A 25,008-nucleotide genomic window follows, 5' to 3' on the forward strand; every position below is an offset into this window, starting at 1 on the left:
CCGCTCCGTGGGCCCGCCGCCATCCGCCATCCATGGCGGGGGGCGGCTCTCGCGGCATCCATGCCGCTCGGCCCACTGCGCGAGACCTGCGTTCAGCCTGCACCCAAGTCGCGATTGGCGGTGTCTGGACCTTCTATGTACGAAGATCAAAAGCAGATCAGGGGCAGATTAAAAGCTTCCCGGCTGAAGCCGGTCCTACAGTCGGAGCTGGTGCCACTGACTCAACGCGCTGCTGTTAGTGGGACCGGCTTTAGCCGGGAAGGGGCCGGTGTAGGCGCCATCAATTTATGATCGTGCCCACGCTCTGCGTGGGTATGCATCCTGGGATGCTCTGCGTCCATTCCCGGCAAAATCCGGATCTACTGACTGAACGCGCTGCTGTTAGTGGGACCGGCTTTAGCCGGGAAGGGGCCGGTGTGAACGCTATCCATGTCGGGATTTTCCGCAGATGCCTCGAACCAACATCGATCGCACATTTTTGATTGTCCTGCGAGCGGGACGATCTATCGCGTTTGCACCCTCTAATCACGCATTGCCTCACAGGGTAGGATGACGCCACTTGATCGCCAGGCGGCGATTCTCACCTTGGGAAGCACTTTATGAAACTCTTGCACATCGATTCCAGCATCCTCGGCGATCACTCCGCTTCGCGTCAGTTGAGCCGCAGTGTCGTTCAGTCTTTTACCGCTATCACCCCTGATACTCAGGTGGTTTACCGCGATCTGGCGAATGAGCCACTCAATCATTTCTCCGGCGCCACGCTGGCCGCTGCCGGTACGCCGGTGGAAGGGCGTGACGCGGCGCAGAGGCTGGAAGTGGAAACCAACGAAGCGACGCTGGAAGAGTTTCTGTCGTCTGACGTGGTGGTCATCGGTGCGCCGATGTACAACTTCAGCATCCCGAGCCAGTTGAAGGCGTGGATTGACCGCATCTGTGTGGCCGGTCGCACCTTCCGCTACACCGAAGCCGGTCCGGAAGGGCTGTGCAAGGGTAAGAAAGTGATCGTCGTGTCGACCACGGGTGGTCTGCATCAGGGGCTGCCGAGCGGTGCCGGCCATGACGACCTGCTCAAGGTGGTGTTCGGTTTCATTGGCGTCACCGACCTGCACTTTGTCGTCGCCGAAGGTCTGGCTTATGGCGACGAGCCCCGTGCCGCTGCCATGGCTGCCGCGCAGAAGACCATCAGCGAAACGCTGTTCGCTTAAGCCCCACTGGATCGCGAGCGTTCCCGCGAAGGGGCTCGAAGCGATAAAAAAGCGCCACCCGAAAGCCCTGTCATCACCGGCCTGCACGCCGTCTGTTGACGGGGCTTTCGTCGTTTTGCGGCCGCACGTTCAGCCCGGCGACAGCCTTTATGACTTCTTTGCGCGTAACCTCTTCGAAGCACCGTAGAATGCCGGCCCATCCGGTCGGTTCTGCGTCAAACGGCGGCCGACGTCTTCAATTCATCGAGCTTGGCCCGCCTTGTGCACCATTGATCCTCAAACGTTTCGGAATGTTATCGAACCCCACGGGTCAGATAGCGACAGACGCCGTTTTCGCGGGGCTTTGGCCCTTGAGCGTCTGAATGGCCAGGCATGGGTTGATAAGGTGAGGGGCATTGCAATGATGCGTCTTTGTGCAGTGATGATGATCAGCCTGCTGGGCAGCCTGATTTCGGTGCAGGCCAGTGAGCTGCAGAGCTGGAGCGTGGGCTTTCACGAGCTGACGTTTCTCGATCCGCTGGATTCCCGGCCCATGCACGCCTACGCCTTTTACCCCTCCACCGACGATGAGCACGTCACCCGCGTTCAGGGTTATCCGATTGAGGCGTCGGAAGACGCGACCATTGCGATGGGCCGTTTCCCGTTACTGATGCTGTCCCACGGCAACACCGGCACGCCGCTGGCGCAACATGATCTGGCGACATCCTTGGCGCGCAAGGGGTTTGTCGTCGTGGCGGTGTTCCATCCGGGCGACAACTACATGGACCACAGCCGTCTGGGCAGCCTGAGTAATCTCTACGGCCGCCCGCTGCAAATATCCGAAGCCATCAGTGCCGCATTGATCGACCCGATGCTGTCGCCGTACATCAGCGCGCGCCGGGTCGGGGTGATCGGTTATTCGGCGGGTGGCGAAACGGCGTTGATTCTCGCCGGTGCCCAGCCTGATCTGCAGCGTCTGCGCCATTACTGCACCGAGCGCCCCCAGGACCGGGATGCCTGCAAGACCCAGGGCGAACTGGTGGCGGACCGTGATGACCTGCACGCCCAGGCCGATCCCCGGGTTGGCGCGTTGATGTTGATGGCGCCGCTGGGATTGATGTTCGGTCGCCAGACCCTGGCGGATGTGCACGTGCCGGTGTTGCTGTACAGCGGCGACGGCGACGAACTGCTCGCCATCGACAAGAACGCCGAAGCGCTGGCGCGCAAGCTGCCCGATGTCTCGGATTTCAAACTGTTCGCCGGGGCAGGGCACTTTGTGTTCATGGCGCCCTGTGATGACGAGCAACGCGCCACCCAGCCCGGGCTGTGCACCGACGCCATTGGCGTCAATCGCGAAAGCATTCACCGCGACCTGAGCACGGAAGCCGTGCGCTTTTTCGGCACCGCTCTGGGCTCGCCAACCAGCACCGCCGGGATGCAGACCGCGGCACATCGCGAGTTCGAACCCGCCAACACCCTGGATCAGTAAGGCTCATCGAGAACCTGAGCCCACCCGAGCTGCCTACTGGGCGTCCGCCGCGGGTGAGGGCGTAGGTTTGCCACGAATCACTTTGCCGCGTCGCTCGGCAATCTCCCGCGCCTGACCATCACGCTGCCCGCCGGTACGTGCCTCGCTGATCAACGCCGGAATCAGCGGCCCTTCCGGCAGATTCTTCCAGAACCGCGCTGGCAGATGGCCCTGCATGACTTTCGGATTGAGCCGCGCCGGATTGAAGATGTGGCTGTAGTAGGTCAGCCAGAGATTGCCGTGTGGATCGTCGGCATTGCGCGCCAGCGACTGCCACGCCTCTGGGCACACAGGCTGGTGAATCAGCTGTTTGCCGTCATAGAACACGCCGTCCTTGGGCGTCGCGATCATCCAGCGATGACGACCCATGCGCCCGATGAAATGCTCGCTGGCAGTGCGCAGAATATCGTGGGCGGGCTCGTGCCAGGCGACGTATTCCGGCAGGCAGGTCATCTCCAGCAACGCCGCCTTGGCCGCGACGTCTTCGGCATTTTCGATCACCGGCAGCGCTACGAAGCGCAAGAATGCATGCAGATGATGGGCTTCACGGCTGACCTGTTTCAGGCGCCGGTGCAGTTCGCTGCCCAGTTTGTCGCCGGCCAGCATGGCCGTGCGATCACCGTGGCTCACGCGCCATAACACTTCATACAGCAGCGTCCAGCGCTGGTCGCCGCAGAATTGCGCCGCGTTTTGCAGCAGCTCCAGCAATTCCAGGGGAATACGCGCGCGGAACGGACCGGGTTCGTCGGGGTAATCGGTGTCGCTGGCGAACAGGTCGGCGTCCTGCTGCACGCTCCAGCTCACTTGGTCCGGGTTGATCTGATGGCTCATCAGCCAGCGCGCCTGCTGCCGCCAGGTGTCGAATGAGTCGGCGCAATCAAGAATGATCATCCCCACAGCGCCATTTGTTGCGGCTGCGGTTTGTCCCGCAGTTGCTCGCGCAGATCGATGCTTGAACTCTCGGCCTGACGCGGATGGTAGTCGCTGGTGATGATGAACGGCTTGGCCTTGGCCAGCACGCAGCGCAGACGGGTCAGGTCTTCATAGCGAATGCGGCGCTGGCGGCGCAACTCGACCAGACGCTTGGTGGTGCGGATGCCAATGCCGGGGATCCGCGCGATCATCGCCGGCTCCGCGCGGTTGAGGTCCAGCGGGAAGATGTCGCGGTGCTCAAGCGCCCAGGCCAGTTTCGGGTCGATGTCCAGGGCCAGATGCCCCGGGCCTTGCAGCAGTTCGTTGGCGCTGTAGCCATAGCTGCGCAGCAGGAAGTCGGCCTGATACAGCCTGTGCTCGCGCATCAACGGCGGCGCGGCGTGGGGCACGCTTTTCGGGCTGTTGGGAATCGGGCTGAACGCCGAGTAGTAGACGCGCTTGAGGCGGAAGTCGCCGTACAGCGATTCAGCGGTGTGCAGGATGGTGCTGTCATCGGTTTCGTCGGCACCGACAATCATCTGCGTGCTTTGCCCGGCCGGCGTAAATTTTGGCGCCCGCGGCTCGTTGAGAATGGTTTGCTGGCCAGTGTAGATCGTCTGCATGGCCTGCTTGATCGAGCCCATTTCCTTTTCCGGCGCGAGGGTCTGCAGGCCCAGCTGGGTCGGCAGCTCGATGTTGACGCTCAGGCGATCGGCGTAGCGGCCGGCCTCTTCGATCAGCGCGGGATCGGCTTCGGGGATGGTCTTCAGGTGGATGTAGCCACGGAACTCGTGGTCTTCACGCAGCAGTTTGGCCACGCGAATCAGCTGTTCCATGGTGTAGTCCGCCGAGCGGATAATCCCGGAGCTGAGAAACAAACCGCTGACGCAGTTGCGGCGGTAGAAATCCATGGTCAGCGTGACCACTTCTTCGGGGCTGAAGCGTGCGCGGGGCACGTCGCTGGACCGGCGATTGACGCAGTACTGGCAATCGTACAGACAGAAGTTGGTGAGGAGGATTTTCAGCAGCGAGACACAGCGCCCGTCAGGGGTGTAACTGTGGCAGATGCCCATGCCGGTGCTCGATCCGAGGCCGGATTTGCCCTCGGAACTGCGCTTGGGTGCGGCACTGCTGGCGCAGGAAGCGTCGTACTTGGCCGCGTCGGCGAGGATGCTCAGCTTGTCGATCAGCTGCATGGATTTTCTCGATACTGTTTTTATGTACAGTATCGAGTTGTCCGGGGATGAACAAGGGCCGATCGGATGGATGGCCGGTCGATCAACTGATGCGCTGTACCAATTCCTTCAATTCACCAAAATCTTTGACGCGATGGAAGTTGGCATTCCCCATGAAGGCCGAGAAATCCGTGTCGCCATAGCCCGCCACCTGCGCACCGGCACCCAGCCCGGCCTCGACGCCCGGTATGCTGTCTTCCACCAGCAGGCACTGAGTCGGCGGCAGGCCCAGCAATTCTGCAGCGTGTTCGATCAGTATCGGGGACGGTTTCCACGACTGCACTTCATAGGCACTGACGATCAGGCCATGGAACACGTCCAGCAGGCCGACGGTGCTCAGACAGGTTTCGATCTTGCTGCGCGGGCCGTTGGAGGCGACACATTTAGGCAGCGACAGGTTGCGCACGAACTCGACCGCGCCGGGCATTTCTTCCAGCCGTTCCCGCAGCAGCGGCAGGGTGCGCGCGCGGAATTCGGTTTCGATGTCGTCGCTGGGCAGCCACGGATAGTCGCGGCACAGGCCTTCGAGGCACAGCGCAAACTGCACGCCACGAAAGCGTTGCAGCACTTCGTCAACGGTCAGCAACACCTGGTGTTTGTTGAGGATGTCGCGCAGCAAGCCGGCGGCGAGCCGTTCGCTGTCAACCAGGGTTCCGTCGCAGTCAAAAATGACGCCGGCAATATTCAAACAGGGTTCTCCTTCTTTCTCGATCAGGTTGCTTGATCGGAATGCATGTGCAGATGTCTGGAATCCGGGTAGGGGCTGTTCGACCGGCATTATCCCGAAAAGTTGGCATCGATGTTCGGGCAGTGACTTACGGTACGGCCCGTTCAGTCCACCCTACGGCAGTGCAGGCCTTTGAACAGTAGTGCGAGCAGGCCAACGGCTTGATCGTCAGGCCTGCACATGAAGCGCCGGTTACAGCTCGACCGGCGTGACCAGCGTCCCTTTCTCGAAATGACCATTGACGTTGGCGAACACCAGATCGGCCATGGCCTGGCGCGTTTCGTAGGTCCCCGAGCCGATGTGCGGGGTCAGCACCACATTGTCCAGCTTCAACAGCTCGGCTGGCACATTGGGTTCGTCTTCGAACACGTCGAGGCCGGCGCCGGCGATTTCCGAGGCCAGCAGCGAGGCCACCAGGGCCTTCTCGTCGACAACGCTGCCGCGAGCGACGTTGATCAGAAAAGACTTGGGTCCGAGCGCCCTAAGCACTTCGGCGTCGATCAGGTGCTGGGTGTCCGGGCCACCGGGGACGATGACAATCAGGTAGTCCGAGTCCTGCGCCAGGTGCTGAAGGTTGTCGTAGTGCTGGTAGGACACATCTTCATAGGCCCGGCCACGGCGGAAGTAGGCGATGTTCATTTCGAACGCAGCAGCGCGTTTGGCGATGGTCTTGCCGATCTTGCCCAGACCGACGATGCCGCAGGTCTTGCCGCACAGGTCGTTGCCCAGGGGGAATTTGCCGTTGGGCCACTGGCCGGCCCGCACGAAGCGCTCTGCTTCGCTGATGCGCCGGGATACGCCGAGCATCAGCGCCATGGCGGTTTCGGCGACGGCGTTGTTGAGCACGTCGGGGGTGTTGCTCAGTTTGATGCCACGGCGCGCCAGGTACTGAGTGTCGACCGCGTCATAGCCGACGCCGAAGCTGTTGACCACTTCCAGATTCGGCAGGCGATCGAGAATGGCGTTGTCGGTGCCGAACACGCCGCTGGTGACGACGCCGCGCACCTTGGCCCCGTGCTGACTGGCCCAGGTGTCGATGTCGTTGATGTCGGCGAGTTTGTGCACGCTGTAATCGCGCTCGAGATTTTGCATCAGCGAGGCATGCATCGGGCCCCAGACCAGAATGTCGGCTTTCTTGTCACTCATTGTGTTCTCCTTCGTCAGGCCAGATAGGTGTCGGTGCTCAGCACCTCGGCATAGGCAAAGCCCAACGCTGACATGAATGCGGCGTGAACCTGGGCGGCAGGCACTACGCTGCCTTCGAATTGCAGGTCGCGGCTGGCGCAGGCGTCGTGGATGACTTTGACGGTGTAACCGAGGTCCGCCGCCGCACGGGTGGTGGCGTCGATGCACATGTGGCTCATGGAACCGATGATGACCAGGTTCTCGATGCCTTTGTCTTTGAGCAGCGCTTGCAGCCCGGTTTCGCGGAACGAGTTGGGGAAATGCTTGAGCACCACCGTTTCGCTTTCGAGGTTCAGGACTTTGGGGTGCAGCTTTGCGCCATCGGAGCCAGGGGTGAAGAAGGGGGCGTCGGCGCCTGATTCATGGCGGATGAACACGACCAGATCCCCGGCGTCCCGAGCGGCCTGAATCACCTTGGCGGCGTTGTCGGCGGCGGCATCGGCGCCTGCGAGGGGCCATTTGCCGCCGGGAAAGTAGTCGTTCTGGATATCGACTACGATGAGCGCTGTGGTGGACATTCGGGCTTCCTTGTTGAATGGGTAGGGTGGGTCAGAGTAATGCCTGCCCGAGCGTAGGGCCACTCCCGCTTCACAGGTTGAACGCGATGCTTTTTGTAGGGCCGTATCCAGCCCTGTTTGAATCAGCAGCGCTCCCCGCTGTCCATAGCCCGCCACCCCGTTTGAGTAACCAGCGAGAAGTCATGCCCGTGAAAGGAATCAGCCGCCACCTCCATGCCCTAGCCAGCCTGATGCTGTTGGCGGTCCTTGCCGGTTGCAGTTCGCAGCGCAGCCAGGAACCCGCGCCGGAACCCTCGGTGGTGCGCAGTGAAATCGTGCGGTTGTTGCCTGCCACTGTCGCCGACCGCCAGGGCTGGGCCCAGGACATTCAGCGGGCATTCGAGGCGCAGCACATCAACCCCAGCGTTGAAAACCTCTGTTCCGTGCTGGCCGTGACCGAGCAGGAATCCAATTTCCAGGTCGACCCGGCCGTCCCCGGCATGGGCAAGATCGCCCAGGATGAAATCGACCGTCGCGCCAGCAAGGCGCACATCCCCAACCTGCTGGTGCGCAGCGCACTGGACATCCGCTCCTCGACCGGCAAGACCTTCAACGAACGCCTCAGCGCCGCCCGCACGGAAAAAGACCTGAGCGCGATCTTCGATGACTTCATCGGCATGGTGCCGCTGGGTCGTACCCTGTTCGGCAATTTCAACCCCGTGCACACCGCCGGGCCCATGCAGGTCAGCATCGAATTTGCCGAGCGCCAGGCCCGGGATTATCCGTATCCGGTGGAGGGTTCTATTCGCCATGAAGTGTTCAGCCGTCGCGGCGGCATGTACTTCGGCATCGCCCACCTGCTGGGTTATCCGGTCAGCTATGACAGGCCGCTGTACCGCTTCGCCGACTTCAACGCCGGCTGGTACGCCAGCCGCAATGCGGCATTCCAGAGCGCTGTGGCGCGGGTGTCCGGCAAACGTCTGGCGCTGGATGGCGACCTGATCAGCTACGGTTTCGGCCCGGCGCTGGGGCAGACCGAACTGGCGGTTCGCAGCCTCTACCCGCAGCTGGACATGCGCAACACGACCATCCGCAGCCAGCTGGAGAAGGGCGAAACCCTGGCCTTCGAAGACACCGAGCTGTACGCGAAGATTTTCGCCATGGCCGACAAGGCCGCCGGCAAGCCGCTGCCGAGGGCGATTCTGCCGGGCATCGTGCTGGAAAGTCCGAAGATCACCCGCAAGCTGACCACGGCCTGGTTCGCCCAGCGGGTGGAAGAGCGGCGGGTTCGCTGCATGGCGCGGGCGTCCGGGTCATTGAAGTGAGGGCGTGATTGTCAAAAGCTTCCCGGCTAAAGCCGGTCCCACATTCAATTTGCAGGAGGCACCCTTGTGAGCCGTGACATCGAAACACCGATCATCATCACCAGCAGCAACCCGGTGGCCGAAGAGCAGGCTGCGGATGCTCAGGTCGCTGACGCCATGCTGTTCGGATCGCCGAAAGACCGGCTGGACTTCTACCGCAAGGAAATCCAGTACGAGACGGCCATCCTCTCCAACCGCACCAACGCCTATTTGTCCGCGCAATCGTTTCTGGTGATCGCCTTCGCCTCGTCGATGGCTAATCTCAATCCCGAGTGGGGCAAGATGTTCACGCTGGTGGTGCCGCCATTCCTGACACTGCTCGGGCTGATCAGCTCCATGCACGCCTGGCCCGGCATCCGCGCCGCTTACGAAATCATCGATCACTGGCATTTCAAGCAGGCCCAGCTGCTCAGCAGCCAGCCGGCCATGGGGCTCGCCTACGACGACTCGCCCCTGTTCAGCGAGCACGAATCCAGCGAGAAGGGCTATCGTAAATCGCTGATGTTCTCCATGCGCACGCCGTGGTTGTTCACCGTGTTCTGGTTTTTGCTGGGGGCGTTTTCGATCTATGTTCAAGTGGTCGACAGCGTGTTTTAAGTCCGTGACGCTCGCGCTGATAAAGAAACAGCGAAAACGGACTGATGTTACCTTGACACCAAGTCACGGCAGGCGTATTTCGTCTGCCCGGTTCACGCCCGTTGCAGCGCCTGCAAACCCGTTAGCCAGACAGCCTGTTGGTCCGCGCCTTGCAACAACTTGCCGCTCAACGTTCCGTGCTGTTTTTTTGACCATTCCCCATATTTCACAGGCCCGCTCAAGTCGACCAACTCTAACTCTCGACGTGCACTCACTGGAGCCACCCTCATGGCAGCATTGCAACAAATCACCGTTGACGCGCTCAAGCGCTCGGAATCCCAGCTTGCCGTTCAGTGGCACGCCGACCTGGAAGCCAGCGGCGCGACCCGCAATCTCAAAACCGAAGAGATCCGCCAGCAAGTTACCGACTTCCTGCGCCTGCTGACGTCGACCCTTGAGAAGGGTGGCTCGGTCAACATCACCACCACCGAGTGGGATGACGTTCGCCACTTCCTGGAAAAACTCTCCAGCCAGCGTGCGCTGGCCGGTCAGGATTCCCAGCAGACCGCCAGCTTCATCTTCGCCCTCAAGGGCCCGTTGTTCACACAACTGCAGCGCGACTTCGCCGACCAGCCCGCGCTGGTTGCCGAGCAAGTGATGCAGATCTCCGAACTGCTCGACGGCCTCGGCCTGCACACCATTCGCACCTATCAGAAGTCCCGCGAGGCGGTGATCAAGCGTCAGCAGGAAGAGCTGCTCGAGCTGTCCACCCCCGTGGTGAAACTGTGGGACGGCGTTCTGGCGTTGCCGATGATCGGCACGCTGGATTCGCAGCGCACCCAAGTGGTCATGGAATCGCTGTTGCAGCGCATCGTCGACACCGGCGCGGAAATCGCGATCATCGACATCACCGGTGTGCCGACCGTCGACACCCTGGTGGCCCAGCACTTGCTCAAGACCGTCACGGCGATTCGCCTGATGGGCGCCGATTGCATCATCAGCGGTGTACGTCCGCAGATTGCCCAGACCATCGTGCACCTGGGTCTGGACCTGCAAGGCGTCGTCACCAAAGCCAACCTCGCCGACGCGCTGGCACTGGCCCTGCGCCGTCTCGGCGTCACCATTACCAAGGCGGTATGAGCCCATGGAGCGCATCCCGATTCTGCAGATGGGCGATTTTCTGCTCGTCACTATCCAGGTGGACATGCATGACCAACTGGCGATGACGCTGCAGGACGACCTGTCCGAACGCATCAGCCGCACCTCGGCCCGTGGCGTGCTCATCGACATCTCCGCGCTGGACATGGTCGATTCGTTCATTGGCCGGATGATCGGCATGATTTCCGGCCTGTCGCGGATCATGGACGCCGAAACCGTGCTGGTGGGCATGCAGCCTGCTGTCGCCATCACCCTGGTCGAACTGGGCATGACCCTGCCGGGCGTCAGCACTGCGCTGAACGTCGAGCGCGGCATGAAACTGCTGCGCGAGAGAGCCTATTCCCAATGAGCGTGCGCAGCAGCGGCACTCAACCCATTCGCATCGAGCAGGATGTCGTGCTCGCCCGCCAGACCACTCGCAAGCTGGCCCAGGAATGCGGCATGCGCCTGATCGACCTGACCAAACTGGTGACAGCGGTCAGCGAGCTGGCGCGCAACACCATGGTCTATGGCGGCGGCGGTGACATGGACTGGCAGATCATCGAGGACGGCGTGCGCGTTGGCCTGAGCCTGACCTTTCGCGACGAAGGTCCGGGGATTCCCGACCTGAAGCTGGCGATGACCGACGGCTGGACCTCCGGCGGCGGTCTGGGCCTTGGCCTGACCGGTGCCAAGCGGCTGGTGGACGACTTCGAGCTGGACACCGCGCCCGGCGCAGGCACCCGTGTGACGATCTGCAAATGGACGTGAGCCTGCACAGCCACTTGACTCAGGTGTTGCCGATCGAGGACATCAGTCAGGTCGGCCACGCCCGACGCACCGCGCAAAAGCTCGCCGAACAGGCCGGCTTCGACGAGGCCGACTGCGGCCGCGTTGCGCTGGTCACCACGGAGCTGGCGAGCAACATTCTCAAGCACGCGCAGAGCGGCCAATTGCACGTGCGTGTGCTGCCCGGCGATGTCTCCGGCGACGCATCGTCTACGGTGCCGGGCGTCGAAATCATTGCCATCGACCGGGGCAAGGGGTTCGACGTGCAGAACTGCATGGCCGACGGCTTTTCCAGCCGTGGCACCCAGGGCATCGGCCTGGGGTCGATTCTGCGTCAGGCGCAAGTGTTCGACGTGCACAGCGACGCTCGCGGCAGCGCGCTTCTGGCGCGTTTCTTTCCGCGCAAAAGCGTGGTGAAGGACCTGCGCTTGGGCATCACGCAGCAGTCGCTGCACGATGACCCGGCCTGTGGCGATGTGTGGGAAGTTGCGGTCAAGGGCCAACAGGTGGCGATCATGATGATCGACGGCCTGGGCCATGGCCCTGAGGCGGAAGAGGCCGGGATGGCCGGTGCCCGGGCGTTCATGAGAAATCCCTTCGCTGATCCTGGCGTGCTGCTGGAAGACCTGCACTTCGACATGCGCGGCAGCCGGGGCGGCGCGGCTGCCCTGGCGCTGTTTGATGGCGCGTCGGGCAAGCTGCGCTTTATCGGCATCGGCAATATCGGCGCGACGCTGATCGGCGACGACAAAACCCGGGGCATACCCTCGCACCCGGGCATTGTCGGCCTGCAATACCGGAAGATTCCGCCGATTGACTACGCCGACTGCACCGGTCAGTTGCTGATCATGTTCAGCGACGGCCTGCAATCGCGTTGGAATCTTCGCGACTATCCGGGTCTGATGTACCGACACCCGGCGATCATTGCAGCGGTGTTACACCGCGATTATTGCCGGGGCAGGGACGACGTAACGGTATTGGTGATGGCTCTGGAGACGCTCGATGACTGACAACACTGCCCGCGAGACGCTCGAGGGCTCCCCCGCACTGGCGACCGAACTCGAGCTCCAGCGCGTGCGAGCCGAAGCGGCAGCCCTTCGCGCCGAGCTCGACGAGACGAACCAGGGCGTACTTGCCCTGTACGGCGAGCTCGACATGCAGGCCGAGCAGCTGCGCCAGGCGTCTGACCTGAAAAGCCGTTTTCTGGCCTACATGAGCCATGAGTTCCGCACGCCGCTGGGTTCGATCCTGAGTATCGCCAGCCTGCTGTCCGACGAGCTGGACGGCACGTTGAGCCCGGAACAGCACAAGCAGGTCGCCTTTGTCAGTAACGCCGCGCGGGAATTGAGCGACATGGTCGATGACCTGCTCGACCTGGCGAAGATCGAAGCGGGCCGCATTTCCATCTCGCCGGCGTGGTTTGACATGTTCGATCTGTTTTCGGCGCTGCGCGGGATGTTCCGGCCTATCGTCGACACCTCGGCCGTGGACCTCATCTTCGAAGAGCCCGCGGGTCTGCCGAGGCTCTACACCGATGACCAGAAGCTCGGGCAGATCCTGCGCAACTTCATTTCCAACTCCCTGAAATTCACCCAGCGCGGCGAAGTACGGGTGTCGGCGCGGCTGGAGTCCGAGGACTCGATTCGCTTTGCGGTGACCGACACCGGCATCGGTATTCCTCAGGAGCTCCACGGCGCGCTGTTCGAAGATTTCATTCAGGTCGACTCGCCGCTGCAAAAACGCCTGCGCGGGACGGGGCTGGGTTTGTCCCTGTGCAAACGCTTCGCCGAATTGCTCGGTGGCCACGTGGGCGTGGACAGCGAGCCCGGTGTCGGCTCGACGTTTTATGTGGTGATCCCGTTGGCACTGGCCCAGGAGCCTGCGGATGAAGCCTGAAACCCGGCTGCTGATCGTTGATGACAACACCGCGACCCGCTACGCCCTACGTCGGCGCATGGAGCGCCAGGGCTTTGTGGTATCGGAAGCCGGCACCGGCACCGAAGGCCTTGCGCTGATCGCCGAGCGGATCCCCGACGCGCTGATTCTCGACGTCAACCTGCCGGACATGAGCGGCTTCGACATCGTTCGGCAGTTGCGCGCTGCGCCCCGCACGGCGCTGTTGCCGGTGGTCCACGTCTCTGCGGCCTCGATCCAGACCGGCGACATCGTGACCGGCCTTGAAGCCGGCGCGGACGCGTATCTGGTGCACCCGGTCGACCCCGACGTGCTGCTCGCCACCCTGCGCACACTGCTGCGGGTGCGGGATACTGAATACGCGTTGCGCGACAGCGAAGAGCGCTTTCGCGAAATTTTCGCCAACGTCTCGGCGCCGATTGCGGTGATGGACGGCCATCTGAAAGTCCACGAAGCCAACCACGCCTTTGCCCAGTTGCTGGGGCAGGCCGCTGGCGACAATTCGGTGCTGCGCAGCTTCAGCGAAGACCAGGGCTCGGCGCTGGACGGGCTGCGTGAAGCGCTGGAAGCGGGCGAGCGCTGGATGGGCACGCTGAGCATGCGGGTCAAGGGCGAGCTGCGCGAAACCGAATGGCAGGTGTCGCCGTATCGGGTCAGCGGCATGAGCCTGGTCTTCATCGAAGACGTCACCGAGCACCGCCGCCGCGAACAGTCGCATCTGCAGCAGCTGGACTCGGTCAACAGCCGGCTCGCCCACGAAGTCGCCGAGCGCGCCCGGACCGAAGAGCAGTTGCTGCAGGCGCAGAAAATGGACGCCATCGGCAAGCTCACCGGCGGCATCGCCCACGACTTCAACAACCTCTTGACGGGCATCGTCACCGGGCTTGAGCTGATCAAGAAGCGCACCGAAGACGGTCGCACCGAAAAAGTCATGACCTACGCCGATGCCGCATTGGCGTCGGCGAAAAGCGCGTCGGCATTGACCCATCGTCTGCTGGCCTTTGCTCGCCAGCAGCCCCTCGACACCCGCGCTGCGGACGTCAATCAGTACGTGCGCTCCCTTGAAGACCTGCTGGGCCGCACCATCGGCAAAGGTATCTGCCTGACCCTTGAGCTGACGTCGCGCAGCGCCGTGGCGATGGTCGACGCCGGCCAGCTCGAAAGCGCCGTGCTGAATCTGGTGATCAACGCCCGTGACGCGTTGCCCGCGGGCGGAAACATCTGGATCAGTACCTTCGAGACCTATTCCCAAGGTCATTCCCGCATGGCGGACGGCGCGTACATTGCCCTGACCGTGCGCGATGACGGCGTCGGCATCGAGCACCATCTGATCGATAAAGTGTTCGACCCGTTCTTCACCACCAAGCCCATCGGCCAGGGCACCGGCCTGGGCCTGTCGACGATCTATGGTTTCGCCCGCCAGTCGGGTGGCGACGTGCAGATTCGCAGCGTTGTCGGCCACGGCACCGAGGTTACGCTGCTGCTGCCGGCGGCGGACGAGCAGCGCGTCGAGCCGCAGCAGCCTGCCGCCGTCGTCGCGCAGGGGGCAGGGGAGCACGTACTGATCGTTGAAGACACGGCCTCGGTGCGCATGTTCGTCAATGAAATCCTCACCGATGCCGGTTATCGCTGCACCCCGGTTGCCGATGTCGGCACGGCGCTGTCCTGCCTTGAGCACGACGGCACTATCGACCTGTTGCTCACCGACGTCGGCATGCCCGAGATGAATGGCCGCGAGGTCGCCCAGCGAGGCCGAAGCTGGCGTCCCGACCTGCCGGTGCTGTTCATGACCGGCTACGCCGAGAACGCGCTCAATCGTCAGGACTTTTTGGGCGAACGGATGGACATGATTCTCAAACCCTTCCAGTTGGTGGAATTTCTGTCGAAAGTGAGGGCCATGGTCGACAGCTGAATGCGAATGAATGGTTTTTTTCTCGTGAATCAGTCAGTTCGGAGTATTTGAGCCGGTCGGTTTTTGTTACCGTGTGTGGCATCCCCATCCGTGCCTCCTTTCCGGCACATATTACCGACGCCGTTTGCCCAAACGTTGACGGTGAAGGAGCGAGACCTTGACCCTTAGCGACGACGACGGCCTTCAGGGCGCGATTGAGCATTGCGCGCGTGAACCGATCCAGATCCCCGGCAGCATTCAGCCCCACGGCTTTCTGCTGGTCATCGACGAAGCGGCTTCGACCATCATTCAAGTCAGTGCCAATGTCAGCGACTGGCTCGGGCTGGAGCCTCAGTCGTTGATCGGCGCCACCCTCACCCGCGTGTTCGCCGAGCCCGAGCGGCTGCTCCAACGGCTGCAAGCGCTGCCTGAAGAAGAACAGAACCCGTTCCACATCGGTGATGTGCGGTTCCTCTCAGGTTCCAGCACGGCTCGCCCAATGACCATGATGGTTCATCGTCACGATCAGGTCCTGATCGCCGAGTTCGAGCCGGCCGGTGACATGACCGGCGCCTACGGCAATGTTTACCCGCTGATGCGCGGGTTCATCAGCCAGATGACCGTAGACGAAAGCATCGAAGCGCTGTGTCAGCGATCGGTCTCCGAGGTCAAGCGCATCACCGGCTTCGGTCGGGTCAAGGCCTACCACTTCGATGTCGATGGAAACGGCCTGGTCAATGCCGAAGCGGCAGATGACGACTATGAAAGCCTGCTCGGCCTTAGCTTCCCGGCGTCTGACGTGCCTGCGCAGGCCCGGGCGCTGTATCTGGCCAACCGTATTCGCGTCATTGAAAACGCCAACTACCAGCCATCGCCGCTGTTACCCGCCAACAATCCCCTGACCGGCGCACCGCTGGACTTGACGTTCGCCACGTTGCGCAGCGTGTCGCCGGTGCATCTGCAGTACATGCGCAACATGCAGACGATGGCCTCGATGTCGATCTCCATCGTGGTGCGCGGGCGGTTGTGGGGCCTGATTTCCTGCCACCACGCGACGCCGCGCCGGGTCAGCTTCCAGACCCGGACCGCCTGTGAACTGCTGGGCAGCGTCTTGTCCCTGCAGATCGAGAGCAAGGAAGCCCATGCCGCCAACCAGCGCATGCTCAGCCTGCGCCGACAAATCGTGCAGATGCTCGCGGCCATGGCAGACCTCGACAGCGTGACCGGCGGCCTGCGCGCGATGCCCGAGGTGTTGCTGGGTTTTGTCGGTGCCAGCGGCGCGGCGGTGATTTCCGGCGCCAGCGTCGATGTCTACGGCGAAACCCCCGAGCGCGAGCAGATCGTCAAGCTTGCCGAGTGGCTGAGCGGCCGTGATCCCCACGAGGTCTTCCGCTCCGACAACATCAGCCGCGACATTCCCGAGCTGCCCGTGCTGGCCACCTCGGTCAGCGGCGTGCTGGCGACGGCGATCTCCGAGCTGCATTCCAACTTCATCATCTGGTTCCGGCCCGAGCAGGCTCGCGTGGTCAACTGGGCAGGCAAACCGGAAAAAAGTGTCAGCCCGAGTGGCTCGCTGAACCCGCGTCACAGCTTCGCCCTGTGGCAGCAGACCGTGCGCGGGTTCTCCCGACCGTGGGACGACATGGATTGCGAAGCGGTGATCGAGCTGCGAGCGGCCGTGCTCGGCATCGTCCTGCGCAAGGCTGAAGAAATGGCCGCACTGGCCGATGAATTGAAGAAATCCAACAAAGAGCTAGAAGCGTTTTCCTACAGCGTCTCCCACGACTTGCGCGCGCCGTTGCGCCACATTGCCGGGTACGCCGAGCTGTTGAATGACATCGAAGGCAGCAAGCTGTCTGACCGAGGCGTACGCTTCCTGGAAAACATCAGTGATTCGGCACGATTCGCCGGTACGCTGGTCGACAACCTGCTGAGCTTCTCGCAGATGGGTCGCTCCGCGATGCGTTTCTCCGACGTGGACCTGAATGCGATGGTCGAGTCGATTCGCCGGGAAATGCTGCCTGATTACGAAGGCCGCGCGCTGGAGTGGAAGGTCACCGGTCCACTGCCCGTGGTCATTGCCGATGCGGCGTTCCTGCATTTGGCGATGCGCAACCTGTTGTCCAACGCGATCAAGTACACCCGCAACCAGGACCCGGCAGTGATCGAGGTGGGGAGTTACGAGGAAGACGGCAAGGTCGTGGTGTTCATCCGCGATAACGGCGTCGGCTTCGACATGGCCTACGCCAGCAAGCTGTTCGGTGTGTTCCAGCGCCTGCACCGCATGGAGGAATTCGAAGGCACCGGCATTGGCCTGGCAAGTGTCCGACGGATCATCGAACGCCATGACGGCACTGTGTGGGCGCACAGCCAGTTGGGCCATGGCGCCACTTTTTATTTTGCGCTGCCCAAGCGCGGTTTGACCGTAACTCTTTGAGTGTCGAAGGAGACGCCCAGTGCTTAAACCCATTCTTCTGGTGGAAGACAATCCGAACGATCTCGAGCTGACCCTTGTCGCTCTGGAACGTAGCCAGTTGGCCAACGAAGTTATTGTGTTGCGTGACGGTGCAGAAGCCCTTGATTACCTGCTGCGCCGCAACCACCATCACGATCGCGTGGTGGGCAATCCGGCGGTGATGCTGCTGGACCTGAAACTGCCAAAAGTCGACGGCCTTGAAGTGCTCAAGGTCATCCGCGAAACCGAGGAACTGCGCAGCATTCCCGTCGTGATGCTCACGTCTTCCCGCGAAGAACCCGATTTGGACCGCGCCTACTCGCTGGGTGTGAACGCTTACGTGGTCAAGCCGGTCGAATTCAAGGAATTCGTCTCGGCGATCTCGGATCTTGGCGTGTTCTGGGCAGTCCTGAACGAGCCACCGCCGGGTTCCCTGCGACTCGCCCGTCGCCCGGGCTCCTGAATCCGGCGCTTGCTGGCCTGCGTCAACGCATTCGCGCAAGCCCCTACTGGAACAATGACTTTTATCCATGTCGTTATCGCAGCTTAAATTGCTTTTGGTCGAAGACAGTTCGCTCGATGCGGAGCTGATTCTCCTCACCCTCGAAAACAGTGGGCTGAAGGTCGACGCTACGCTGGTCTACAACCACCAGGACGTCGAACGTGAGCTGACGGCCGCACGTTTCGACCTCATTCTCAGCGATTATCTGTTGCCGGGCTCGTCAGGAGCCGACGTGCTCAATAGCGCGTTGCGGCTGGCCCCGAAGACGCCGTTCATCTTTCTCTCGGGGATCTTCGGCGAGCAGCATGCCGTCGAGATGATGCGCATGGGCGCCATTGACTACGTCCTCAAGCAGAACATGAAAATGCTGCCCAAGGCGGTGGTGCGCGCGGTGTCCGAAGTGCAGGAGCGGGAAAAGCGCCTGTACGCCGAGAAGACGCTGCAAGTCGCGGAAGTGCGTGCGCATCTGGCGATCGAAGCGGCCGACATGGGCGTCTGGACCTACGATCCGCGCACCGACACGCTGCTGTGGGACGAGCGCTGTAAAACGCTTTACGGCGTTGAAGCCGACGCCCACGTTACCCTCGCCCTCATGTTCCTGCTCTGCCATCCGGACGACCGCGATCAGTTGCACAGCAAGGTCATGGCCGCGCTGACGGTGGACACCTCGTTCCAGATCGAGCACCGCCTGATTACCGATGAGGGCGAGGAGCGCTGGGTCTTCGCCAATGGCCGCTCTCTGTTCGAAGACGGCCAGTGCGTGCGCTTTACCGGCGTCATGCAGGACATCACCGAACGCAAAAATGCCACCCAGGCGCTGCTTCAGCTCAATGAAATTCTCGGCGAACGCGTGGTTCAGCGAACCCGCGAGCGTGACCGCACCTGGGAGCTGTCCCGGGAGCTGCTGGGTGTATTGCATTTCGACATGACGCCAATCGCCCTCAACCCGGCGTGGGAGGCGACCCTGGGATGGGGTCGGGATGAGGTCGGCCAGCAGCGGTTGAGCGAATTCATCCATCCGGATGATCTTGCCGCCACGTTGCGCGAGACCGCCAGCATTGCCGACGGCCACGTGACCACGCGCTTCGTCAACCGCATGCGCCATGCCGATGGTGGCTTTCGCTGGCTGTCGTGGACCATCGTGCCGGACGACGGGCTGATGTACGCCGCGGTCCGCGACATCACCGGCGAGCGGGCGGTGGTGGACGAACTGGCGGCGACCAACAAGCGTCTGCGCGATCAGATCAAGGAGCGCGAACGCGTCGAGGCTGCCTTGCAGCAGATGCAGCGGCTCGAAGTCGTCGGCCAGTTGACCGCCGGCGTCGCCCACGACTTCAACAACCTGCTGACGGTGATCCTGACCAGCGCGAACTTCCTCAGCCGGGATCTGGAAAAAGGCGTGTTCACCAAGTCGCCGCAGCGCCTGCAGAACATCCGCGAAGCGGGCGAGCGGGGCGCCAAGCTCACCAGTCAGCTGCTGTCGTTCTCCCGTCGCCAGCGCCTGGAGCCCGTTGCGCTGAACCTCAACGACACGATTGACGGCATGCGCGAACTGCTGGGTCGAGCATTGGGCGGCAGCGTTTGGGTGGAAACCGAACTCGCCGAGGACCTGTGGAGCGCGTTGGTGGACCCGACGCAGACCGAGATGATCATCCTCAACCTGGCGATCAACGCCCGGGACGCTATGCCCCAGGGCGGGGAACTGCGCTTGAGCACCTGGAACGAGATGGTTTATCGCCTGCCGTTACGGCAGGAAGATCCGGAGCCCGGCGCGTATGTGGTGTTGTCGGTGAGTGACTCCGGCTGCGGCATGAGCGCGGAAGTCCTGGCCAAGGCCTTCGAACCGTTCTTCACCACCAAGGCGGTGGGCAAGGGCTCGGGGTTGGGTCTGGCGCAGGTGTTCGGCTTCGCCAAGCAGTCCGGTGGCGGCGTGAGCATCGACACCGCCGAAAACGCCGGCACCACGCTGCGGGTGTATCTGCCCAGTGTGGCGCGCACGGCGGTCCCGGTGGTCAGCGCCTCCGACATGCCCGGCCGCGCCGATGCGGACACCAAGCACCGCACGATTCTGCTGGTTGACGACGACCCGGACGTACGCTCGGTGACGGCGATGATGCTGGTCTCGCTGGGGTATTCGGTGGTCGAAGCGGACAGCGGCGACGAAGCGCTGAAGAAGCTCGACCCCGGCATCGAACTGCTGCTGACCGACTTCGCCATGCCTAACATGACCGGTGGCGAGCTGGCGGAAATCGTCCGCCGCGACCACCCGCAGCTGCCGATCATGTTCATCACCGGCTTCGCCGACATCGACATCCTCGACGTCGACCCGAAGCTGATCGTGCAGAAGCCGTACAAGGAAGAGGAACTGGCGAAGAAACTGGCCCGGGTGTTGATGCAGGCGTAGGTCCGGAATTCCGCGGGCTGAAGCCTCTCCCACCGGGATTGCACTCATCTGCAGGGCCTGCGACGGGCTCCCATTGTAGGACCGGCTTTAGCCGGGAAGGCGTCGGTTGCCACACCGCGAGGTTGATGGCGTACACGCTGGCCTCTTCACGGCTAAAACCGGTCCTGCTCCCGATTGCGCACACCCGCACGGCTCTTGGTTCTGCCGGGATTTTGGGTACGCCGCCATTCCCTGTGGGAGCGAGCTTGCTCGCGAATGGGCTATGACAGGCCGCTGAACATCCATCGGCTGAAACACCCCTCAATCATCCCGCGTCAGCACTTCCAGCAGCTCAATTTCAAACACCAGATTCGAATGGGGTTTGATGTGCGCGCCCATCGAACGCTCGCCGTATGCCAGCGCCGCAGGCACCCGCAGCTTGCGTTTGCCACCGACCTTCATGCCCATCAGGCCGATGTCCCATCCCTTGATCACCCGACCGGTGCCGATGACGCACTGAAACGGCTTGCCGCGCTCCCACGAGGAATCAAACACGGTGCCGTCTTCCAGGGTGCCGGTGTATTGGGTGGTGATCAGCGCGCCTTTGACGACGGCCTTGCCGGTGCCTTCCTGCAGATCGACGATGCTCAGTTCTTCATTCATGTTCAGGTTTCCACAGCGAGAGGAGGCGGGATGCAGGCTGGCCAAGCGTAAGCAGCCGGGAGATTGGCTAGGTCAAATCGTGCAGGTCTCGCCCGAGGGGCGGGGTCAATGACCATTCGGAAAACCTCACCTTTAACCCTTGCCGCTCCGGTGTGCAGCACATAGGACCCACCGTGTAGCGGTCCGCGTCTGGAAAGGGAGCAAGTCTAAGCAGCGGCCAGGTCATTCCGTCGGTGGAGTATTGCAGGCGCAGCACTCCATCGGAAACGGTCACACGAAGCCAGAAATCGGTTGGGTCGCCAGAAAAGCTGCAGGGTGCCCAATCCGACGTGCCGCGTGTCAGCACGCTACTGATCATTGGCATTCCATCGTTATATTCGATTCCTGCCTTCAACCAGGTCTCCTCATTGAGCCTGACCATCATCCCCGCCTGGTCATAGAGCTCGCGAAAATCGGCATTCACTCTGACTTGAGCGGTAAAGCCACCAGTGGTCTCAAACCCCAGGAAATGTCCGCTGTCTCGAATGAACCCGTAATGGGTTTCACGCCAGAAATCGGTTTGAAAGTCAGTCACAATTTCTAACGTATGTTCAGCGATGCTTTGGCAATGGCTCGGCTTGTTCAGCCATTTGGCAGTCCGCCAAATTGACGCTTCAGCGTTCTGAATGCCCACTTCAACCTGTTTTTTATCCACCACGCTAGCTCCTTCGTTAATAGCTGGATCCAGAAGTGAAGGACTGAATCGAACGCATGATCGCCGCCCCTCGGTTATCGGCGCAAGTGAGACCAGGAACAGCCACCGCCGAGGGCTCGCCGGCAACGCTCCAGACGTGTCATCAGGAAAAAAAACGGCGCGGCCCTTTACAGGGTCGCGCCGTTTTTCGTGGCTCTGAGGAGTCAGGTCTGACGAATCGGACCTGACGAATCAGGCCCCTTCATCATGCGATGACGTCAGTGCTCCACTCGCCATTCACCAGGCGCTTGAGGCCCAGCGGGTTGGCGTTTTGCAGCGCCGCCGGCAGCAGACTGTCCGGGTAGTTCTGGTAGCAGACCGGGCGCAGGAAACGGTCGATCGCCAGGGTGCCCACCGACGTACCGCGCGCATCGGAGGTCGCCGGGTAAGGACCGCCGTGAACCATGGCATCGGACACCTCAACACCGGTTGGGTAGCCGTTGACCAGGATGCGGCCGACTTTCTCTTCCAGCACCGGCACCAGCCACTGGTACTTCTGCAAGTCGGCGGTTTCGCCGATCAGCGTAGCGGTCAACTGGCCGCGCAGGGCCAGCAGTGCGGCTTTCAGTTCCGCGTCGTCTGCCACTTCGATCAGCAGCGTGGTCGGGCCGAATACTTCTTCCTGCAGCAATTCGTCGCCGTTCAGCAACATGCTGACGTCGGCCTTGAACAGCTGAGCCTGGGCCTGCTTGCCTTCCTGCGGCTTGCCGGCCAGGTGCGTGACGCTCTTGTGCGCCAGCAACTTCTCGACGCCTTTGCTGTAGCTGCGCAGGCCGCCTTCGTTGAGCATGGTTTGAGGTGGCTGACCGCCCATGTGCTCGGTCAGCTGCTCGGTGAACGCGGTCAGGGCAGGGGAGCGAATGCCGATCACCACACCCGGGTTGGTGCAGAACTGACCTGCGCCCATGACCACGGAAGCGGCGAGTTCGCCAGCGATGGCAGTGCCGCGAGCCGTCAGCGCGCCTGGCAGCAGGACCACCGGGTTGATGCTCGACATTTCGGCGAAGACCGGAATCGGCTGCGGACGCTCGGACGCCAGTTTGCACAGGGCATTGCCGCCGTGCAGCGAACCAGTGAAGCCGACCGCTTGAATGGCCGGGTGCTTGACCAGGCCTTCGCCGACGCCGCTGCCGAAGATCATGTTGAACACGCCTTTTGGCATGCCGGTTTTTTCGGCGGCGCGAACGATAGCGTTACCCACCAGATCAGCCGTCGCCATGTGGCCGCTGTGGGCTTTCACCACAACCGGGCAACCGGCGGCGAGTGCCGAAGCGGTGTCGCCGCCGGCGGTGGAAAAGGCCAGCGGGAAGTTGCTGGCGCCGAACACGGCCACCGGGCCCACGCCGATGCGCTGCTGGCGCAGGTCGACACGTGGCAGCGGCTTGCGATCCGGCAGGGCTTGATCGATACGCGCGCCCAGGAAGTCGCCGCGACGCAGGACTTTGGCGAACAGGCGCATCTGGCCGGAAGTACGGCCACGCTCGCCCTGGATACGACCGGCCGGCAGCGCGGTTTCCTGGCAAACGAGGGCCACGAAGTCATCGCCCAGGGCGTCGAGTTCGTCAGCGATGGCATCAAGGAACTCGGCGCGACGGGCCGGGCTCAACTGGCGGAATTCAAGAAAGGCGTCTTTGGCGGCCGAGGCAGCGGCGTCGATTTCCGCGTCGGTGGCCTGATGGAAGGTGTAGGGCAGTGCTTCGCCAGTGGTGGCGTCGAGGCTTTTATGGCGTGCTTCGCCGAGGCCACTGCGGGCGCCGCCGATGAAGTTCTGACCGAGAACGGTAGGCATCTGCTTCTCCTGTTATTTTTGGGGCGAATCGATCAGGCGTTTAGCCTGATGGAGGAATTCGAAATCGTTTGAAGCGTAGCGGCGACAAGCTCAGCGGCTCATCGCAAAGTCGACAGTCATCATACAACTGCATTTTTTCAGCTGCAAGGCGCGCAGCCGTGAGGGGAGCTGAGCAAGGCCCGGCCATCAAAATAGCCGGGCATTGAGCGGTGATCAACATGCGTCAGGTAGTCATACCCGACCCATAAGTCGATCAGGCGTTCGGCTCGTCCGTGTTGATGTACTCGGGCACCTTGGCCAGCGGCAGGCGACGGGCTTGCTCGATGCTGATGCCCGGGCGTTCCGGCAGGGGCTCGAGCTTCTGCGGCTGGCCGGTGGTCAACGCGCGTTCGATGGCCTCGACCACCCGCACGTCGCGCCAGCCTTCGTCGCCGTCCGGCTCCGGCTCGCGGTCCTGCAGGATGCAGTCGGAGAAGTACTGGGTCTCGCCGCCGAACTGGTCGACCACCGGGTGGGTATGCTCGGTAGTCTTGCCGTCGATGATCGCCCGGTAACCGATCGCCACGCCTTCGCCGAAACCGAAGCAGGGCGAGGCTTCAAACTCACCCTTGGTGCCAATCAGCTGGAAACGCTCGGTGGACGGCAGGCTGTAGCTCACGGTGAAAGTGGCCAAGCGTTCTTCGGCAAAGCGCAGTGTGACGTTGACCGTGTCGAAGGTGTTGATTTCGCGGCCCGGCGTCTTGATGCCGACGGCGTGAACTTCAATCGGTTCGGCGGCAAACAGGTTGCGCACGGCGTTGATCGGGTACGGGCCCATGTCGGCAACGGGACCTGCGTCGAAGCCGCTCTGCATGCGGTGGTTGGCCGGGTCGGTGGTCTGAGCGAAGGTCGCGGTGAACAGGCGCAGATCGCCGAGGTCGCCGGCGCGCACGCGGTGGACCATTTCGACGGTGCCGGGCTCGAAGTGCAGGCGGTAGGCGACCATCAGTTTGGCGCCGGAGCGCTTGGCGGCTTCGGCGATGGCCAGGCAGTCTTCTTCGTTGGCGGCCATGGGCTTTTCGAGCAGCACGTGGATGCCGGCTTCGAGTGCCGGAACGGCGAATTCGCGATGGCGGAAGTTGGGGGTTGCCAGGTAGATGGCGTCGATTTCGCCGGAGTTGAGCAGGGTGTCGAATTCGTCGTAGTGGTAGCTTTTGAGGTCGTAGAGTGCCGCGAGTTGGTCGGCCTTGATGGGGTCGCCGGTGACGAGGGCGGTCATGACGGAGTTGTCGGTTTGTTCGAGTCCCGGCATGAATGCGCCTTGGGAGATCCAGCCTCCAGCGACCACTGCGTAGCGGATTTTGCCGTTTGCGTCTGGCATGTATAAGCCTCCATTTCTCAGCGGACGGTGTGTCCGGCAGCTCTGTAGTCGGCAGGTTCCGGGGTGAGAAGTTCAATCCAATCGTGGGTCGCTTTCCAAGATCAAGATCAAGATCAAGAGCGTCTGCCTGGGGGCAGACTGTTTCGCCTTCGGCGAGTTACTTGGAAAAGCACCCCAAGTAACC

22 protein-coding genes are annotated in these 25,008 nt (G+C 62.2%); 13 read left to right on the forward strand and 9 right to left on the reverse strand.

Annotation, left to right across the window (positions count from 1 at the left end; genetic code table 11):
* The first annotated feature begins 599 nt into the window (after positions 1-599).
* Positions 600-1,205, forward strand: coding sequence for an FMN-dependent NADH-azoreductase (locus AC07RO_RS26700; RefSeq protein ID WP_346626266.1), 606 nt, complete (start codon positions 600-602; stop codon positions 1,203-1,205).
* Positions 1,206-1,605: 400 nt separating this feature from the next.
* Complete coding sequence (locus tag AC07RO_RS26705) at positions 1,606-2,673, forward strand: alpha/beta hydrolase family protein (RefSeq protein ID WP_192172059.1); 1,068 nt, start codon at positions 1,606-1,608, stop codon at positions 2,671-2,673.
* Between the two features lie 33 nt (positions 2,674-2,706).
* Here the strand turns inward: AC07RO_RS26705 and AC07RO_RS26710 are convergent, their stop codons facing one another.
* The 5 genes from AC07RO_RS26710 to AC07RO_RS26730 all read right to left on the reverse strand — a co-directional run bounded on the left by AC07RO_RS26710 (position 2,707) and on the right by AC07RO_RS26730 (position 7,289).
* Positions 2,707-3,603 carry a TIGR03915 family putative DNA repair protein gene (locus tag AC07RO_RS26710; protein ID WP_282373536.1) on the reverse strand — a complete coding sequence of 299 codons (897 nt, stop codon included), beginning with the start codon at positions 3,601-3,603 and terminating at the stop codon, positions 2,707-2,709.
* Positions 3,600-4,820: a putative DNA modification/repair radical SAM protein gene (locus AC07RO_RS26715; RefSeq protein WP_192172057.1), complete on the reverse strand. Its 1,221-nt coding sequence runs from the start codon at positions 4,818-4,820 to the stop codon at positions 3,600-3,602. Before AC07RO_RS26715 ends, AC07RO_RS26710 begins: the two co-directional genes overlap by 4 nt.
* An 82-nt stretch (positions 4,821-4,902) precedes the next feature.
* Positions 4,903-5,547 (reverse strand): HAD family hydrolase, encoded by a 645-nt coding sequence (locus AC07RO_RS26720; protein WP_346626264.1) that lies wholly within the window; start codon positions 5,545-5,547, stop codon positions 4,903-4,905.
* A 231-nt stretch (positions 5,548-5,778) separates the two neighbouring features.
* Positions 5,779-6,732, reverse strand: coding sequence for a 2-hydroxyacid dehydrogenase (locus AC07RO_RS26725; protein WP_495087520.1), 954 nt, complete (start codon positions 6,730-6,732; stop codon positions 5,779-5,781).
* Between the two features lie 14 nt (positions 6,733-6,746).
* Positions 6,747-7,289 (reverse strand): cysteine hydrolase family protein, encoded by a 543-nt coding sequence (locus tag AC07RO_RS26730; protein WP_495087521.1) that lies wholly within the window; start codon positions 7,287-7,289, stop codon positions 6,747-6,749.
* 182 nt (positions 7,290-7,471) lie between these two features.
* On the opposite strand from AC07RO_RS26730, the gene AC07RO_RS26735 reads away from it, so the two are divergent.
* The 11 genes from AC07RO_RS26735 to AC07RO_RS26785 all read left to right on the forward strand — a co-directional run bounded on the left by AC07RO_RS26735 (position 7,472) and on the right by AC07RO_RS26785 (position 20,300).
* Positions 7,472-8,593, forward strand: a complete 1,122-nt coding sequence (locus tag AC07RO_RS26735) for a DUF1615 domain-containing protein (RefSeq protein ID WP_495087522.1) — start codon at positions 7,472-7,474, stop codon at positions 8,591-8,593.
* Positions 8,594-8,749: 156 nt separating this feature from the next.
* On the forward strand, positions 8,750-9,229 hold the full coding sequence (locus tag AC07RO_RS26740) for a hypothetical protein (RefSeq protein ID WP_192172290.1): 480 nt from the start codon (positions 8,750-8,752) through the stop codon (positions 9,227-9,229).
* Between the two features lie 267 nt (positions 9,230-9,496).
* Positions 9,497-10,348 carry an STAS domain-containing protein gene (locus AC07RO_RS26745; RefSeq protein WP_192172052.1) on the forward strand — a complete coding sequence of 284 codons (852 nt, stop codon included), beginning with the start codon at positions 9,497-9,499 and terminating at the stop codon, positions 10,346-10,348.
* Positions 10,349-10,352: 4 nt separating this feature from the next.
* The gene (locus AC07RO_RS26750) at positions 10,353-10,715 is read left to right on the forward strand and encodes an STAS domain-containing protein (RefSeq protein WP_192172051.1); all 363 of its coding nucleotides are present in this window, start codon (positions 10,353-10,355) and stop codon (positions 10,713-10,715) included.
* On the forward strand, positions 10,712-11,116 hold the full coding sequence (locus AC07RO_RS26755) for an anti-sigma regulatory factor (RefSeq protein ID WP_192172050.1): 405 nt from the start codon (positions 10,712-10,714) through the stop codon (positions 11,114-11,116). Before AC07RO_RS26750 ends, AC07RO_RS26755 begins: the two co-directional genes overlap by 4 nt.
* Positions 11,107-12,144, forward strand: coding sequence for an ATP-binding protein (locus tag AC07RO_RS26760; RefSeq protein ID WP_495087523.1), 1,038 nt, complete (start codon positions 11,107-11,109; stop codon positions 12,142-12,144). The genes AC07RO_RS26755 and AC07RO_RS26760 overlap by 10 nt, the downstream gene beginning before the upstream one ends.
* Entirely contained in the window at positions 12,137-13,030 is an 894-nt protein-coding gene (locus AC07RO_RS26765) for a sensor histidine kinase (RefSeq protein WP_495087524.1), read from the forward strand. Before AC07RO_RS26760 ends, AC07RO_RS26765 begins: the two co-directional genes overlap by 8 nt.
* A complete protein-coding gene (locus AC07RO_RS26770; protein ID WP_346626260.1) occupies positions 13,020-14,960 on the forward strand; it encodes a response regulator in 1,941 nt (646 codons plus the stop codon). Before AC07RO_RS26765 ends, AC07RO_RS26770 begins: the two co-directional genes overlap by 11 nt.
* A 157-nt stretch (positions 14,961-15,117) precedes the next feature.
* On the forward strand, positions 15,118-17,376 hold the full coding sequence (locus AC07RO_RS26775) for an ATP-binding protein (protein ID WP_346626259.1): 2,259 nt from the start codon (positions 15,118-15,120) through the stop codon (positions 17,374-17,376).
* A gap of 19 nt (positions 17,377-17,395) precedes the next feature.
* Positions 17,396-17,857, forward strand: a complete 462-nt coding sequence (locus AC07RO_RS26780; RefSeq protein ID WP_192172045.1) for a response regulator — start codon at positions 17,396-17,398, stop codon at positions 17,855-17,857.
* A gap of 67 nt (positions 17,858-17,924) precedes the next feature.
* Positions 17,925-20,300: a response regulator gene (locus AC07RO_RS26785; RefSeq protein ID WP_282373123.1), complete on the forward strand. Its 2,376-nt coding sequence runs from the start codon at positions 17,925-17,927 to the stop codon at positions 20,298-20,300.
* Between the two features lie 300 nt (positions 20,301-20,600).
* On the opposite strand, the gene AC07RO_RS26790 is transcribed toward AC07RO_RS26785, so the two are convergent.
* From AC07RO_RS26790 to AC07RO_RS26805, 4 genes are all read right to left on the reverse strand, one after another.
* Positions 20,601-20,942 carry an FKBP-type peptidyl-prolyl cis-trans isomerase gene (locus AC07RO_RS26790; RefSeq protein WP_495087525.1) on the reverse strand — a complete coding sequence of 114 codons (342 nt, stop codon included), beginning with the start codon at positions 20,940-20,942 and terminating at the stop codon, positions 20,601-20,603.
* A gap of 67 nt (positions 20,943-21,009) precedes the next feature.
* Positions 21,010-21,588, reverse strand: a complete 579-nt coding sequence (locus tag AC07RO_RS26795) for a DUF1349 domain-containing protein (RefSeq protein WP_282373127.1) — start codon at positions 21,586-21,588, stop codon at positions 21,010-21,012.
* A gap of 292 nt (positions 21,589-21,880) precedes the next feature.
* A complete protein-coding gene (locus AC07RO_RS26800; RefSeq protein ID WP_133770368.1) occupies positions 21,881-23,464 on the reverse strand; it encodes an aldehyde dehydrogenase (NADP(+)) in 1,584 nt (527 codons plus the stop codon).
* A 253-nt stretch (positions 23,465-23,717) separates the two neighbouring features.
* Positions 23,718-24,824: a Gfo/Idh/MocA family protein gene (locus AC07RO_RS26805; protein WP_463583590.1), complete on the reverse strand. Its 1,107-nt coding sequence runs from the start codon at positions 24,822-24,824 to the stop codon at positions 23,718-23,720.
* Positions 24,825-25,008 lie beyond the last annotated feature (184 nt).

It is taken from the genome of Pseudomonas sp. GW821-FHT07F05 (assembly GCF_059418765.1).

What these genes read in the sequence shown, in the direction of transcription:
- AC07RO_RS26790 (WP_495087525.1), bottom strand. Translation starts at nt 20,942, where the DNA reads ATGAATGAAGAACTGAGCATCGTCGATCTGCAGGAAGGCACCGGCAAG.
- AC07RO_RS26710 (WP_282373536.1), bottom strand. Translation starts at nt 3,603, where the DNA reads ATGATCATTCTTGATTGCGCCGACTCATTCGACACCTGGCGGCAGCAG.
- AC07RO_RS26715 (WP_192172057.1), bottom strand. Translation starts at nt 4,820, where the DNA reads ATGCAGCTGATCGACAAGCTGAGCATCCTCGCCGACGCGGCCAAGTAC.
- AC07RO_RS26700 (WP_346626266.1), top strand. Translation starts at nt 600, where the DNA reads ATGAAACTCTTGCACATCGATTCCAGCATCCTCGGCGATCACTCCGCT.
- AC07RO_RS26800 (WP_133770368.1), bottom strand. Translation starts at nt 23,464, where the DNA reads ATGCCTACCGTTCTCGGTCAGAACTTCATCGGCGGCGCCCGCAGTGGC.
- AC07RO_RS26745 (WP_192172052.1), top strand. Translation starts at nt 9,497, where the DNA reads ATGGCAGCATTGCAACAAATCACCGTTGACGCGCTCAAGCGCTCGGAA.
- AC07RO_RS26755 (WP_192172050.1), top strand. Translation starts at nt 10,712, where the DNA reads ATGAGCGTGCGCAGCAGCGGCACTCAACCCATTCGCATCGAGCAGGAT.
- AC07RO_RS26705 (WP_192172059.1), top strand. Translation starts at nt 1,606, where the DNA reads ATGATGCGTCTTTGTGCAGTGATGATGATCAGCCTGCTGGGCAGCCTG.
- AC07RO_RS26740 (WP_192172290.1), top strand. Translation starts at nt 8,750, where the DNA reads ATGCTGTTCGGATCGCCGAAAGACCGGCTGGACTTCTACCGCAAGGAA.
- AC07RO_RS26735 (WP_495087522.1), top strand. Translation starts at nt 7,472, where the DNA reads ATGCCCGTGAAAGGAATCAGCCGCCACCTCCATGCCCTAGCCAGCCTG.
- AC07RO_RS26785 (WP_282373123.1), top strand. Translation starts at nt 17,925, where the DNA reads ATGTCGTTATCGCAGCTTAAATTGCTTTTGGTCGAAGACAGTTCGCTC.
- AC07RO_RS26750 (WP_192172051.1), top strand. Translation starts at nt 10,353, where the DNA reads ATGGAGCGCATCCCGATTCTGCAGATGGGCGATTTTCTGCTCGTCACT.
- AC07RO_RS26805 (WP_463583590.1), bottom strand. Translation starts at nt 24,824, where the DNA reads ATGCCAGACGCAAACGGCAAAATCCGCTACGCAGTGGTCGCTGGAGGC.
- AC07RO_RS26725 (WP_495087520.1), bottom strand. Translation starts at nt 6,732, where the DNA reads ATGAGTGACAAGAAAGCCGACATTCTGGTCTGGGGCCCGATGCATGCC.
- AC07RO_RS26770 (WP_346626260.1), top strand. Translation starts at nt 13,020, where the DNA reads ATGAAGCCTGAAACCCGGCTGCTGATCGTTGATGACAACACCGCGACC.
- AC07RO_RS26765 (WP_495087524.1), top strand. Translation starts at nt 12,137, where the DNA reads ATGACTGACAACACTGCCCGCGAGACGCTCGAGGGCTCCCCCGCACTG.
- AC07RO_RS26730 (WP_495087521.1), bottom strand. Translation starts at nt 7,289, where the DNA reads ATGTCCACCACAGCGCTCATCGTAGTCGATATCCAGAACGACTACTTT.
- AC07RO_RS26760 (WP_495087523.1), top strand. Translation starts at nt 11,107, where the DNA reads ATGGACGTGAGCCTGCACAGCCACTTGACTCAGGTGTTGCCGATCGAG.